This window comes from Frankia nepalensis (assembly GCF_016786325.1).
Classification (GTDB): domain Bacteria; phylum Actinomycetota; class Actinomycetes; order Frankiales; family Frankiaceae; genus Pseudofrankia; species Pseudofrankia nepalensis.
In genome coordinates this window covers 33,661-46,620 of sequence record NZ_JADWYU010000083.1, presented here as the reverse complement: position 1 = coordinate 46,620, position 12,960 = coordinate 33,661, and the positions used below count along the sequence as shown (strand labels likewise).

Here is a 12,960-nt window from a genome sequence, read left to right as displayed (position 1 = left end):
CGCGGCGCCATCGATTCTTGATTCACAGAATCTCGTTTCGTCGGAGTGGTCGGACCGTGCCGCGCCGTGACCACGTCGGGAAGTTGGTTTCGCCTGGTGTCCTCGACTTCCGGACCGTCGGAGACTTCCGGACCGTCGGAACGACGCCTGGTGCTGCTGACCTGCCTGGTAGCGATGTTCGCGACCAGCTTCACGGCCACCGCGTTGACCGTGGCCATCCCGCCTGTCGCGGCCGAACTCGGCGGAAGCGTCGGTCTGGTCGCCTGGTCGGTGACCGGCTCGTTGTTCGTCTCCGCGGTCGCCCTCCCGATCACCGGTCGGCTCGGCGACCTCCACGGGCACCGGCGCGTGTTCCGGACCGGGACGACGCTGGCGGTCCTGTTCGCCGTGGCGACCGCCTGCGCCTTCGACCCGTACTCGCTGATCGCCGCCCGGGCGGGCGCGGCGCTGGCGAGCGCGGCGACGATCCCGTCGTCGTTCGCGATGCTGTTCAAGGTCTTCCCGGCGGAGGAACGGGTCCGGCCGGCGGCGTGGGCGTCGGCAGTCCTGTCCGGCTCCGGCGTCACCGGCCTCGCCATCGGCGGCGTGGTCATCGACTCGATCGGCTGGCGGCCGATGTTCCTCATCCAGGCGTCGATCGCGCTGTGCGCGCTGGTCCTCGCGCTGCGGGTGCTGCCACCGATGCCGACCGAGCATGGCGCCAACCGCCCCGGCCTGGACAAGACCGGCGCGCTGGTGCTGACGCTGGCCACGTTCGCGCTCACGTTCGGCGTCAACCGGGCGGCGGCCTGGGGCCCGACCCTGGTGGTCGTCGGCCTGCTGGCCGCCGTCGCGCCGCTGTACTGGTTGCTGCTGTGGATCGAGCGGCGCGCGGCGAGCCCGGTGATCCCGCTGTGGCTGCTGCGCAAGCGCGACATCCTCACGTCGAGCGGCGCGTCGTTCCTGACCAACGCGGCGCACCAGGGCAACTTCCTGGTCACGCCCCTGCTGCTGCAAGGGGTGTTCGGGCTGTCGGTCGCGATGACCTCTGTCGTGACGATCAGCCGCACCCTGTCGATCTCGCTGGCCGCGCCGTCGGCGAGCCGGCTCGGGGCGCGGTTCGGCCCCGCCCGGCTGGCGACCGTCGGCATCGCGCTCTACGTCGTCGCGCTCGCGGTGCTCGTCGCCGGCACCCGGCTCGACCAGCTCTGGCTGGTCATCGTCGGCCTGATGGCCAGCGGCCTCGCCTACGGTCACTCCGTCCCGCCGCTGTTGGTCGTCGCCACCAACGCCGCGACGCCGGACAGCTTCGGGTCGACGACCTCGCTGCACCAGACCGCGAGCCAGATCGGCGGCGTGATCGGCCTGAGCCTGATGTCGGCGATCGTCGCCGACGCGGCCACGGCCGGCCCGTTCGCCGAGGCCTACCTCGCGGCCGCCGTCCTCGCCGCCCTCGGCGGCGTCGCCGGCCTCGCCTGCGCGCCGCGTCGGGGCGCGGCGCCGGAGGTCGAGGGACGCCCGATGGCGCCGGAACCGCCCGCCGCCGAGGCGCGGGCGGGCCAGGTCACCGCGCCACGGGACGGCTCGGGCTCGGACCGGTCCCTGGAACCGACCCGCTAGACTTCACCGCGTCGCGACTGGCGTGCTTGGGTGGAATCAACCACCGGGAAGCGACCGAGCGGTACGGCACCGCGCGCCTGGGTGCCGCCGGCCGGACGACGCCTGCCCGCAGCGGGATCGTCCGTCGGTGGCCCACACGGATGACAGGCCGGCCAGGCGAGCCGACCAGACAAACCGGCGACGTGTGGACTCCGGCGGGCCGGGCAGCCACACCCTGGAGGTTTCTCCCATGCACGAGCCAGCGATCAAGCACCTGGTCAGCGCCGATCCGGAGCTGGCGAACCTGGTCGAGTCCGAGGCCCGCCGCCAGTACGAGAAGATCCGGCTCATCGCCTCCGAGAACTATGTCTCCAACGCGGTCCTCGAGGCGTGCGGCACGGTCCTGACGAACAAGTACTCCGAGGGCTACGTCGGCAAGCGGTACTACGAGGGCCAGCAGTTCATCGACCCGATCGAGACCCTCGCCGTCGAGCGCGCCAAGGCGCTGTTCGGCGTCGAGCACGCCAACGTCCAGCCCTACTCGGGCTCGCCGGCGAACCTGGCCGTCTACCTCGCCTTCCTGCAGCCGGGTGACACCGTGATGGGCATGGCGCTGCCGATGGGCGGCCACCTCACCCACGGCTGGTCGGTGTCCGCCACCGGCAAGTGGTTCCGCAGCGTCCGGTACGGCGTGCGCCAGGACACCGGCCGGGTCGACATGGACGAGGTCCGCGAGCTGGCGCTCGCCGAGCGCCCGAAGGTCATCTTCTGCGGTGGCACCGCGATCCCGCGCACCATCGACTTCCCGGCGTTCGCCGCGATCGCCAGTGAGATCGACGCCGTGCTGGTCGCCGACATCGCGCACATCGCCGGCCTGATCGCCGGCGGCGCGCACCCGTCGCCGGTCGGGCACGCCCCGGTCATCTCGACCACCACCCACAAGACGCTGCGCGGCCCGCGCGGCGCGATGCTGATGTCCGACGCCGCGCACGCGACCGCGCTGGACAAGGCCGTCTTCCCGGGCCTGCAGGGCGGCCCGCACAACCACACCACCGCGGCGATCGCGGTCGCGCTGCGCGAGGCGGCGACCGCCGAGTTCGGCGCCTACGCCCACCAGATCGTCACGAACGCGGCGGCGCTGGCCGAGGCGCTCGCCGAGCGCGGCTTCGACCTCGTCTCCGGCGGTACCGACAACCACCTGATCCTGCTCGACGTGACCAGCAAGGGCATCGGCGGCAAGCCGGCCGCCCAGGCACTCGACCGGGCCGGCATCGAACTGAACTACAACACGGTGCCCTACGACCCCCGCAAGCCGTTCGATCCCTCCGGCCTGCGCCTGGGCACCGCCGCGGTCACCACCCGCGGCATGGGCCCCGAGCAGATGCGCCAGATCGCCGCCTGGATCGACCAGGCCGTCAAGGCCGCGGCCGACGGCGACGAGGCCGTCCTGGCCCAGGTCGCCGCCGAGATCCGCGAGCTCACGGCGAACTACCCGATGCCTGGCTGGTCCTGACCGGACCGCTCGCGCCGCCCGCCGGGTCTCCCGGCGGGCGGCGTTTTCTGTTCCCGCGACGCGTGCTCGAGCCCAAGATCCCTTCCCGTGGCCGGGGTGGCCGGCCGGCGGCCCGTGGCGGGTGGGCCGCCGGCGCCAGAGGATCAGTCGCGGGTGAGCTTGCGGTGGGTGAGGCGGTGCGGGCGGGCGGCTTCCAGGCCCAGCCGCTCGATCTTGTTGTTCTCGTAGTCGGCGAAGTTGCCCTCGTACCAGAACCACTTGGCCGGGTTCTCATCGTCGCCCTCCCAGGCGAGGATGTGGGTGGCGACGCGGTCGAGGAACCAGCGGTCGTGGGAGATGACGACCGCGCAGCCGGCGAACTCCAGCAGCGCGTCCTCCAGCGAGCGCAGCGTCTCGACGTCGAGGTCGTTGGTCGGCTCGTCGAGCAGCAGCACGTTCCCGCCGTGCTTGAGGGTGAGCGCCAGGTTCAGCCGGTTGCGCTCGCCGCCGGAGAGCACCCCGACCGGCTTCTGCTGGTCCGGGCCCTTGAAGCCGAACGACGACACGTAGGCCCGGCTCGGGAAGTCGACCTTGCCGACGATGATGTGGTCGAGACCGTCGGAGACGACCTGCCAGACGTTCTTCTTCCCGTCCAGGCCGGAACGGTCCTGGTCGACGTAGGAGATGTCGACCGTCTCGCCGACGGTCAGCGCGCCCGAGTCGGGCGTCGCCGCACCGGTGAGCATCGTGAACAGGGTGGTCTTGCCGACGCCGTTGGGCCCGATGATCCCGACGATGCCGCCGCGGGGCAGGCTGAACGACAGGTTGTCGATGAGCACCCGGTCGCCGAAGCCCTTGGTGAGATTCTTCGCCTCGATCACCAGGTTGCCCAGCCGCGGGCCCGGCGGGATCTGGATCTCGTCGAAGTCGCGCGGCCTGGACTTGTCCGCCTCCGCCGCGAGCTCCTCGTAACGGGACAGCCGGGCCTTGCTCTTGGCCTGGCGGGCCTTCGGGTTGGAGCGGACCCACTCCAGCTCCTGGGCGAGCACCCTGCGCCGCTTGGCGTCCTTCTGCCCCTCGACCTTGAGCCGGGCCGCCTTGTTCTCCAGGTAGGTCGTGTAGTTGCCCTCGTACGGGTGGGCCCGGCCGCGGTCGAGCTCGAGGATCCAGCCGGCGACGTTGTCGAGGAAGTACCGGTCGTGGGTGACGGCCAGCACGGCGCCGGCGTAGCGGGCCAGGTGCTGCTCCAGCCAGGCGACGCTCTCGGCGTCCAGGTGGTTGGTCGGCTCGTCGAGCAGCAGGAGGTCGGGCGCCTCCAGCAGCAGCCGGCACAGCGCCACCCGGCGGCGCTCACCACCGGAGAGCTTGGACACGTCGGCGTCGCCCGGCGGCAGCCGCAGCGCGTCCATCGCCTGGTCGAGCTGGCTGTCGAGCTCCCAGGCGTTCGCGGCCTCGATCTTGTCGATCAGCTTGGCCTGCTCGGCGAGGAGCACGTCGAAGTCCGCGTCCGGGTCGGCCATCTTCTCGTTGATCGCCTCGTAGGCGGCGAGGACCGCGCGGATCTCGGCCACGCCGTCCTCGACGTTGCCGCGGACGTCCTTGGTCTCGTCGAGCACCGGCTCCTGGGACAACAGGCCGACGGTGTAGCCCGGGGAGAGGGTCGCGTCGCCGTTGCTCGGCTGGTCGAGCCCGGCCATGAGCTTGAGCAGGGACGACTTCCCCGCCCCGTTCGGGCCGACGACCCCGATCTTCGCTCCAGGCAGGAACGAGAGGGTCACGTCGTCGAGGACGACCTTGTCGCCGTGGGCCTTGCGCACCTTGCGCATCTGGAAGACGTACTGCGCCATGCCGTCAACCCTATTGGTCCGCGCGCCGGGGCTGGCGAGGCGGTGATCCGGCGCCGCCCCAGTGGCGAGGAATACCGCGATATTGCCGGCCGGTTGCGCGGGCGCGGTGGCTGCCGGGCGCGCGCTATGGTCCCGTTGTGGATCAACTGGACGTGCCGTTCGAGCCGGGCGAGGTCGTTCTACACCGGATGTTCACCGATGACGAGCTGGTGCTCGTCCGGACCGGCGTCGTCGTCGAGGAGGACGAGCGCGGCCTGCGGCTGTGGATCCCCCACGGCGGGCCGGCGGTGCGCCGCGACAGTGTGGACGGCCGCGGCATCCGGGACATGCCGTTCGCCGAGTGGCTCCAGCAGTCCACCGTGCTCACCCCGACCACCTGGTGGGGCCCGGACGTCTTCATGCTGATCCCGCCGGGGCGCGCGCACACCGTCTGGTGGTTCTGGGACTGGCGCGGCAGGTTCGACGCCTGGTACGTCAACCTCGAGGAGCCCGTCGTCCGCTGGCGCGACGGCGCCCTGGCGGGGATCGACGGCTGTGACCAGGACCTCGACATCTGGGTCTGGCCGGACCGCACCTGGGAGTGGAAGGACGAGGACGAGCTCGCCGAGCGCCTGGCCTTCCCCGACCGCTACTGGGTGCGCGACGCCGCCGCGGTCCGCGCCGAGGGCGAGCGGCTGATCAGGGACGTCGAGGCCGGCCTCTTCCCGTTCGACGGCACCTGGCACGACTTCCGCCCGGAGCCGGCCTGGCGCCGCCTGCCGGCCGCGCTCGCGCCCGGCTGGGACCGGCCCAGGACTGCCCGGGGAGGCGCGGCCGGCCCCGGCGGCTTCCCGGCGCGGCCGCTCGGCTAGCCGAACCGGACCGCCCCGGTACCAGCCGGAACCGGCGTCGCCGCCCCGCCGGCGAGCTGCTCGAGCAGGTCGGCCGCTCGGCTCTCGCGTCCCGCCTTCGCGATCTCGTCCCGCATCCGGCGCGCGGCCCAGGCGTACTGGGAGTCGGTGAGCACCGTCGCGACGGCCGCGCGGATCTGGTCCGGCTCCGGGGTCTGGGTGCGCAGGTTCACTCCGACGCCGGCCGCGGCCACCCGGGCGTTGACCTCGATCTTGTCCTCGGTCCGGCCGGCGCCGACGATCGGGACGCCGTGCGCGAGCGCGAGCTGCACGCCGCCGTAGCCGCCGTTGGTGACGAACACGTCGACGTGCGGCAGCAGCCGGTCGAACGGGATGTACCGCTCCACCCGGGCGTTCGCCGGCAGCGGCGCGAGGCCCGCCGGGTCGGCGCCACCGGTGACCGCGACGACGAGCACGTCCTCGCCCGCGAGCCCGGCCAGCGCGGGCCGGATCAGCTGGTCGGCGTCGGTCGCGACCGTCCCCTGGTTGACGAGGACGACCCGCCGCCCGGACAGCTCGGGCCACCAGGCCGGCGCCTGCCAGCCGGGGTCGTCCAGCTGGCGCGGCGGACCGACGAAGGCGACCTGGCTGGGCACGTCAGGAACGTCGTATTCGAAGCCGCGCGCACTGAACTGCAGGTAGAGCTGGGTGGCCAGCGGGTAGTCGAAGATCGCGGCGGACGACTCGGGCAGGCCGAGCCCGCGCCGGGTCTGGTTGAGCTCGGCCGTTACCGGGCGAAGCAGCACCCGTCGGATGGAGCCGGCCAGCGCCCGGTTGCGCAGCCGGCCGAGCGGGCCGTTCGCCGGTGCCAGGCCCATGCCGAGGGGCGCGAGATGCCTGTTGGTGAAGGGCAGGATGCTGACGCCGAACCCGGCCAGCGGTGGTCCGCCCAGTTCCCGCAGGAGGACGCCGCCGATGAACCCGGTGTCGGCGATCACGGCGTCGGCCGGCTCGTCCCGCAACAGGGCCCGCAGGTCCCGTACCTGGGTGGGCACTGGTTTCGAGAACCCCTGCACCATGTCGAACTGCAGCTTCTTCAGCCCGGACAGCTCCCTGCGTCGCGGGTAGTGCTGGTCCAGCCCGTTCAGGCTGTAGTCGAAGTCGGGATCGGTGATCGGGTGGAAGCTCGCCCCCACGGCGGTGATCTTGTCGGCGAAGGCGACGCCGCCGTACCAGCGCACGGCGTGGCCGCGTTCGAGCAGGGCACGGGCGATGGGAAGCGCGGGCAGGGTGTGGCCGACGGCGGGGACCGTGGCGAACAGGAATCGGGCCATGACGGTTCTCCTCGAGCAGGCGATGGCGGCGGTGCGTGGCGCGATGGCGGGGAAAAGGGCGGCGGGCGCGGCATGGGGTCCGCGCCCGGTGGGTCGGGTAGCTTCATCGTCGACATGGATTCGAGTGAGCGACGCTCAATTGGATTTAGTATGTGTACACCGAATGGATGAGTTCAAGGTCCGGACGAGTCGGCCCTACGACAGCCCGCTGCGCAGGGAGCAGGCCCGCGTGACCGAACGGCGGATCCTCGCCGCGGCCGAGCGGCTGCTGCTGGAGCGGGGCTACGCCGGGGTGTCGATCGCGGCGATCGCGGCCGAGGCGGAGGTGTCGGCGCAGACGATCTACAAGACGTTCGGGACGAAGGCGGCGCTGACCAAGCGGCTCTACGACGTGACGCTCGTCGGCGACGACGAGCCGGTGCCGCTGGCCGAGCGGCCCGAGTTCCGCGCGTTGGTCGCGGAGGCCGACCCGCGCAGGGCGCTGGTGATCTACGCTCGGATCGGCCGGTTGATCAACGAACGGCTGGGTCACCTGTACGCGGTCATCCTCGCGGGCGCGCAGGCCGGCGACGAGGACCTGCGCGCCCTCGTCGCGGTCACCGAGCAGGAACGGCTGACCGGCACCTGCCGGCTCGCGGCCGTCCTGGCCCGGGCTGGCGCGCTGCGCCCGGGGCTGACCGTGGGCCGGGCCGGCGACCTGCTCTGGGCGCTCACCGCTCCCGAGCTGTTTCGCCGGCTCACCGCCGACCGGGGGTGGACGCCCGACGAGTTCGAGGACTGGCTTGCCAGGGCGATGGCGGACGCGGTGCTCGCGGCGCGGCAGTCCGCTGACCAGGCCCCCGCCTGAGGGTTGGCTTCGCCGCCGGGTGCGCGGTGGCGTGCCCGGCCCGGTGCCAGCGACGTTCGGTGCCGCGCGTGGGGCGTGGGCGGACGGGGGCGGGCTCGCCGGGCGTCCGGCCTTTCCGGATCGCTACTGGGTGCGTGGGGCCGCCGCGGCCCGCCCCAGGGGACCCGCGGCCGGCGGGTTCCCGCCCACCACCGGGAGCGCGCCCGTCACGATGGCGTCCAGGAGGCCCGGGAAGCGGGTGTCGAGGTCGTCGCGGCGCAGCCGGGAGAACTTGTAGGTGCCTTCGGCGCGCACGGCGATGACGCCGGCCTCGCGCAGGACCCGCAGGTGGTGGCTGCGGGTCGACTTGGCCATCCGGCCCTCGAGCAGCTGGCCGCAGGCGGCCTCGGGCACCTGGGCGAGCGCGGCGACGATCTCGAGGCGGGCCGGGTCGGCGAGCGCGCCCAGCACGGCGACGAGGTCGAGGTCCTGGGGCGCCGGCATCGGCAGCGTGGCCGTCGCGGTGTCCACCGCGCCCACCTCCCCGCGTTCCTCCGGGCGAGCGCCCGGCTACGAGACAACCACAACGGACAACCGCGCTGCCCACGCCGTGGTTCCCGGGAATGCCGCGCATCCCGGGCGACTTCGCTTAGTTCGACGGATTTCGAACTAAGAGCCGAGGGAGCCTGATGGCCTCCACCAGGGTCGACGAGCCGACGCCCGCGGGTGCCCCGTCACCGACATCGCCGCCGTCCGCCACAACCGGCGTGCCCCCGGTCGCCGTTCCCGCGCGCCCAGGCCCCGCCCGGGCGGCCCGGGCCACCCAGCCCGCGGAGCCGGACCCACGGCGGTGGCGGGTGCTGCCAGCGGTCCTCGTCGCCACCTTCATGTCGCTGTTCGACATCTTCGTCGTCAACGTCGCGGCCCCCAGCATCGGCCAGGACCTGCGGGCGTCGAACGCCGGCCTCGAGCTGGTCGTCGCGGGCTATTCGTTCACCTACGCGGCCGGGCTGATCACGGGTGGCCGGCTGGGTGACCGGTCGGGCCGGCGCCGGCTGTTCCTGGCCGGAATGGCGTTGTTCACCGCGGCCTCGGCGCTGTGCGGGGTGGCCCCGAGCGAGGCGACGCTGGTCGCGGGGCGCCTGGCGCAGGGCGTCGGGGCGGCGTTGATGGTGCCGCAGGCGCTGGCCATCATCAATGTGATCTTCCCGCCGGCGGAGCGGGCGCGCGCGTTCGCGTACTACGGCGTCACGGTCGGCCTCGGCGCGGTGTCCGGGCAGGTCATCGGCGGCCTGCTGGTCGACCTGGACGTCCTCGGCCTCGGCTGGCGGCCCATCTTCCTCGTGAACGTGCCGATCGGGATCGTCGCCATGGCGGTGGTGTGGCGGCTGCTGCCCGAGTCGAAGGCCACCAGGCCCGAGCCGCTGGACCGGTTGGGGCTCGCGGCGCTCGCGGCGGGGCTCGGGCTGGTGCTCGTCCCGCTGACGCTGGGCCGGGACGAGGGCTGGCCGCTGTGGACCTGGCTGGCGCTCGGCGCGGGCGTCCTGGTGCTGGTCTCCTTCGGCCGCTGGGAAGTCCGCCTCGCCCGGACGGGTGGCCACCCCATCGTCCCGCCGATGGTGCTGCGGTCGCGCCGCACCATCGCCGGGCTGCTGGTCAGCTTCGGGTTCTTCACGTTCTTCGGCAGCTTCCTGCTCGCGGCGACGATCTTCCTGCAGGAGGGGCAGCACCGCTCGCCCCTGAACGCGGGACTCGTGTTCGGACCGATGGGCATCGCGTTCGCGCTGTCGTCCATGGCGGCCCGCGGCCTGGTGGCCCGGTTCGGCCCGCGGACGCTCACCGCCGGCGCCGTGATCAGCGGCGTGGGCCTGGCCGGGCTGCTGGCCATGGTCGCGACCGACGGTGCCGGGGTCACGACCGCCGAGCTGGTGCCGTCGTTGCTGGCCATCGGCGTCGGCAACGGCCTGATCGTTCCGGCGCTTGTCGCCGCGGTCCTCGCCGGGGCGCCCGCGGACGTCAGCGGGGCGGTCAGCGGGCTGCTCGCCACCACCCAGCAGGCGTCGGCGGCGCTCGGCGTCGCCGGGGTGGGCACCGTGTTCTTCGCGGCGGCGGCCCGGGGCGGGCCGGCGGACGGCCTGGTCGCGGCACTCGTCTTCGATCTTGTCGGGATCGCCCTCGCCGGCGTCGGCACGCTCCTGCTGCCGCGCGGGGCCGCGGCGGCGGTCGTCACTGGGTCGGTCGTCACTGGGTCGGTCGTCACGGGGCCGGCCGCCACCGGGGCCGGTGCCACCGGGGCGGCCGGTGCCGCCGCCCGTGGCTGACCGCGTCGCCGTCCCAGCCGCGTCGCCGTCCCAGCCGCGTCGCCGTCCCAGCCGCGTCGCCGTCCCAGCCGGGTCACCGGCCCCGGGACGGCGGCGGACGGACCGCTCAGGGGCGGTTCTGCATGGAGTTCGCGGCGTAGACGAGGTAGCCCCACAGGGTCTCCTCCTTGTCCGCAGGCAGGCCCAGGGAGTCGACCGCGGCGCGCATGTGGGCGAGCCAGGCGTCCCGCTCGACGGGACCGATCGCGAACGGCGCGTGCCGCATCCGCAGCCGGGGATGACCACGCCGGTCGCCGTAGGTCGACGGACCGCCCCAGTACTGGATCAGGAACAGCCGCAGCCGCTCCTCGGCGGGGCCGAGGTCCTCCTCCGGGTAGAGCGGGCGCAGCACCGGATCGGCCGCGACTCCCTCGTAGAAGTGCGCGACCAGCCGGGAGAAGGTCTCCTCACCGCCCACGGCCTCGAAGAACGACTCGGTGGGCCGCGCCGGGGAGGGTGGGGTCGGCTCGGCGGGCGACGGCTGTCGGCTCACCCCTCCATTCTGCCCACTGACCGGCGTCCGCCGGGGGAGTGGTCCGCCGGACGGCTCCGTCTCACCCCGGGTCGCCGTGCCTGACGGGTGCCCTGATGATCCAGGCGGCGGTGTCGGGCGGCATGACCAGGGTCTCGCCGTCGTGCTCGACCCGGCCGCTGGCCAGCAGCAGACGGCCGTTCACGTGGAAGCGCGCCTCGGCCCCGGTGTTGAGCACGCAGCCCAGCAGGAGCCCGACGCCCGGGCCGGTGGGCGGCGGCCCGGCGTGGCCAGCCGCCGCGAGCTCGCTCGTGAGGGTGTCCCGGGCGGCGTCGGCGAGCGCCGCGAAGGCGGCGGACCCGCCCGGGCGGGTGGGCGCGACGATGACGAGGCGGCTGAAGGCCACGACGCCGTCCGGAACCCGCGGCCAGTGGAGCCGGACGACGCCGTCGGGGCGTTCCCGCAGGCCACGGCGGGTCGCCAGGGCGGACTGGACCAGCCGCCAGGTGGACGACGGGTCCGCCCGCTGCGCCTCGACGGACAGGGCGGCCCAGCCGGCGGGCTGCGGGAGCCAGGGGCGGACGCCGGGGGCGGCGAAGCCGAACGGCGGCTCGTCGCCGGACCAGGGAATCGGCACGCGGCAGCCGTCGCGGCCGGGGGAGGTGTGCCCGGACCGCTCCCAGACCGGGTCCTGGCGGGCCTCGGGCGGTACGTCCACCTGCGGCAGGGCCAGCTCGTCGCCCTGGTAGAGGAAGGCGACGCCGGGCAGCGCGAGCAGCGTCAGCAGCGCGGCGCGGGCCCTGGCCACGCCGGCGGCACCGCCGCCGTAGCGGGTCACCGGGCGGACCACGTCGTGGTTGGCGAGCACCCAGGCCGGCGGCGCGCCGACCGTGCCGGTCGCGGCGAGGCCGTCGTCGATCGCCCGGCGCCAGTCCGGCGCCGACCAGCCGACGGTGAGCAACGAGAACGCGAACGTCAGGTGCAGCTCGTCCGGGCGCACGTAGCGGGCCAGCCGCTCGGGCTCGGCGACCCACGTCTCGCCGATGAGCACCCGCTCGCGGCCCGGGGTTCCTGCCGGATCGGCGGAGCTTGCGGACGGGGTCCCTGCCGGATCGACGAAGTCGATCCGGGAGGTCGTGATCTGGGAGGTCCGGGCGCGCCGGCGGTCGTCCACGAGCGCCCGCCAGGAGCGGTAGACGTCGTGCACCCCTTCCTGGTCCCAGGCATGAGGCTCCAGCTTCTCGCGGAAGCCGGTCTCCGGCGTGGCCGGCGGGCCTGGCGGGTTGTCGCGCAGCTCGCCGTCCTTGACCAGGCCGTGCGACACGTCGATCCGGAACCCGTCGACGCCGCGGTCGAGCCAGAACCGCAGGGTCGCCTCGTGGTCCGCCCGCACGGCGGGGTCGGACCAGTTCCAGTCCGGCTGCTCGGGCGCGAACAGGTGCAGGTACCACTCGGCCGGGCCGGACGCCGCCGCCGGGGCCGTCGGAGCCGCCGGGGCCGTCGGCTGGCTGGCCGGCGGGAAGCGGCGGGCCTCGTCGAGCCGGGTCCAGGCGGAGCCACCGAAGACCGAGATCCAGTTGTTGGGCGGGTCGGCGCCGTCCGCGCCCCGTCCGGGGCGGATCAGGTACCGGTGTCGGGCGGGGTCGCCGGGCGGCGCGGCGAGCGCCGCCTGGAAGGCCGGATGGGCGTCGCTGGAGTGGTTCGGGACCAGGTCGACGAGCACCGCCAGCCCCAGCCGGTGCGCCTCGGCGAGCAGCGCGTCGAACGCGGGGAGGTCGCCGAACAACGGGTCGACGTCGCGGTGGTCGGCGACGTCGTAGCCGTGGTCGGCCATCGGCGACCGGTAGAACGGCGTGAGCCACAGGCCGTCGACGCCGAGATCCGCGAGCGCCGGCAGCCGGGCGCGGACGCCGTCGAGATCGCCGACCCCGTCGCCGTCCGCGTCCGCGAACGCGCGGACGTACACCTCGTAGAACACGGCGTCACGCCACCAGCCGTCGGGAGGGCCCGCCCCTGGCGCCCATGACACAGGCCTCATTCTGGTCATTCAAGCCGTTGGCGCGGGGCCTGTCGCCGGGACCCGGAGGTCGTCGCCGGACCCACTCTGGTCGTCGCCGGGACCGCTCAGGTCGACCGATGTCCTGGCGCGCCGGACTCCCCGCCGTCCCGGTGGCTCCGGGGTTCTGGCGTACCGCTGGGGCACCTGGTGTGGATGCACTCG

General features: G+C 73.8%; 10 protein-coding genes and 1 riboswitch. Of the genes, 5 read left to right on the top strand and 5 right to left on the bottom strand.

Annotation, left to right across the window (positions count from 1 at the left end):
* The first annotated feature begins 150 nt into the window (after window positions 1-150).
* Together I6A81_RS03975 and I6A81_RS03970 are read left to right on the top strand one after the other, a co-directional pair.
* Window positions 151-1,599, top strand: a complete 1,449-nt coding sequence (locus tag I6A81_RS03975) for an MFS transporter (RefSeq protein ID WP_307874458.1) — start codon at window positions 151-153, stop codon at window positions 1,597-1,599.
* 3 nt (window positions 1,600-1,602) lie between these two features.
* Window positions 1,603-1,689, top strand: a riboswitch (ZMP/ZTP riboswitch).
* A gap of 139 nt (window positions 1,690-1,828) precedes the next feature.
* Window positions 1,829-3,091: a serine hydroxymethyltransferase gene (locus I6A81_RS03970; RefSeq protein ID WP_203002341.1), complete on the top strand. Its 1,263-nt coding sequence runs from the start codon at window positions 1,829-1,831 to the stop codon at window positions 3,089-3,091.
* 143 nt (window positions 3,092-3,234) lie between these two features.
* Here the strand turns inward: I6A81_RS03970 and ettA are convergent, their stop codons facing one another.
* Entirely contained in the window at window positions 3,235-4,917 is a 1,683-nt protein-coding gene (gene ettA / locus I6A81_RS03965; protein WP_203002342.1) for an energy-dependent translational throttle protein EttA, read from the bottom strand.
* A gap of 188 nt (window positions 4,918-5,105) precedes the next feature.
* Between ettA and I6A81_RS03960 the strand changes: the two genes are divergently transcribed.
* The gene (locus I6A81_RS03960) at window positions 5,106-5,768 is read left to right on the top strand and encodes a DUF402 domain-containing protein (RefSeq protein ID WP_203002354.1); all 663 of its coding nucleotides are present in this window, start codon (window positions 5,106-5,108) and stop codon (window positions 5,766-5,768) included.
* Here I6A81_RS03960 and I6A81_RS03955 read toward each other — a convergent pair.
* Window positions 5,765-7,081, bottom strand: coding sequence for a glycosyltransferase (locus I6A81_RS03955; protein WP_203002343.1), 1,317 nt, complete (start codon window positions 7,079-7,081; stop codon window positions 5,765-5,767). The genes I6A81_RS03960 and I6A81_RS03955 overlap by 4 nt on opposite strands.
* A 163-nt stretch (window positions 7,082-7,244) precedes the next feature.
* On the opposite strand from I6A81_RS03955, the gene I6A81_RS03950 reads away from it, so the two are divergent.
* Window positions 7,245-7,928 carry a TetR family transcriptional regulator gene (locus I6A81_RS03950; protein WP_203002344.1) on the top strand — a complete coding sequence of 228 codons (684 nt, stop codon included), beginning with the start codon at window positions 7,245-7,247 and terminating at the stop codon, window positions 7,926-7,928.
* A gap of 123 nt (window positions 7,929-8,051) precedes the next feature.
* Here the strand turns inward: I6A81_RS03950 and I6A81_RS03945 are convergent, their stop codons facing one another.
* Window positions 8,052-8,438, bottom strand: coding sequence for an ArsR/SmtB family transcription factor (locus I6A81_RS03945; protein ID WP_307874456.1), 387 nt, complete (start codon window positions 8,436-8,438; stop codon window positions 8,052-8,054).
* Window positions 8,439-8,596: 158 nt separating this feature from the next.
* On the opposite strand from I6A81_RS03945, the gene I6A81_RS03940 reads away from it, so the two are divergent.
* The gene (locus I6A81_RS03940) at window positions 8,597-10,228 is read left to right on the top strand and encodes an MFS transporter (protein ID WP_203002345.1); all 1,632 of its coding nucleotides are present in this window, start codon (window positions 8,597-8,599) and stop codon (window positions 10,226-10,228) included.
* Between the two features lie 106 nt (window positions 10,229-10,334).
* On the opposite strand, the gene I6A81_RS03935 is transcribed toward I6A81_RS03940, so the two are convergent.
* Together I6A81_RS03935 and I6A81_RS03930 are read right to left on the bottom strand one after the other, a co-directional pair.
* A complete protein-coding gene (locus I6A81_RS03935) occupies window positions 10,335-10,760 on the bottom strand; it encodes a globin (protein ID WP_203002346.1) in 426 nt (141 codons plus the stop codon).
* 61 nt (window positions 10,761-10,821) lie between these two features.
* Complete coding sequence (locus I6A81_RS03930) at window positions 10,822-12,777, bottom strand: alpha-amylase family glycosyl hydrolase (RefSeq protein WP_203002347.1); 1,956 nt, start codon at window positions 12,775-12,777, stop codon at window positions 10,822-10,824.
* Between the last annotated feature and the right edge of the window lie 183 nt (window positions 12,778-12,960).

Excerpts from the sequence above, each read along its gene's own strand:
- I6A81_RS03970 (WP_203002341.1), top strand. The coding sequence starts at position 1,829 with ATGCACGAGCCAGCGATCAAGCACCTGGTCAGCGCCGATCCGGAGCTG.
- ettA (WP_203002342.1), bottom strand. The coding sequence starts at position 4,917 with ATGGCGCAGTACGTCTTCCAGATGCGCAAGGTGCGCAAGGCCCACGGC.
- I6A81_RS03960 (WP_203002354.1), top strand. The coding sequence starts at position 5,106 with ATGTTCACCGATGACGAGCTGGTGCTCGTCCGGACCGGCGTCGTCGTC.
- I6A81_RS03955 (WP_203002343.1), bottom strand. The coding sequence starts at position 7,081 with ATGGCCCGATTCCTGTTCGCCACGGTCCCCGCCGTCGGCCACACCCTG.
- I6A81_RS03950 (WP_203002344.1), top strand. The coding sequence starts at position 7,245 with ATGGATGAGTTCAAGGTCCGGACGAGTCGGCCCTACGACAGCCCGCTG.
- I6A81_RS03940 (WP_203002345.1), top strand. The coding sequence starts at position 8,597 with ATGGCCTCCACCAGGGTCGACGAGCCGACGCCCGCGGGTGCCCCGTCA.
- I6A81_RS03930 (WP_203002347.1), bottom strand. The coding sequence starts at position 12,777 with ATGAGGCCTGTGTCATGGGCGCCAGGGGCGGGCCCTCCCGACGGCTGG.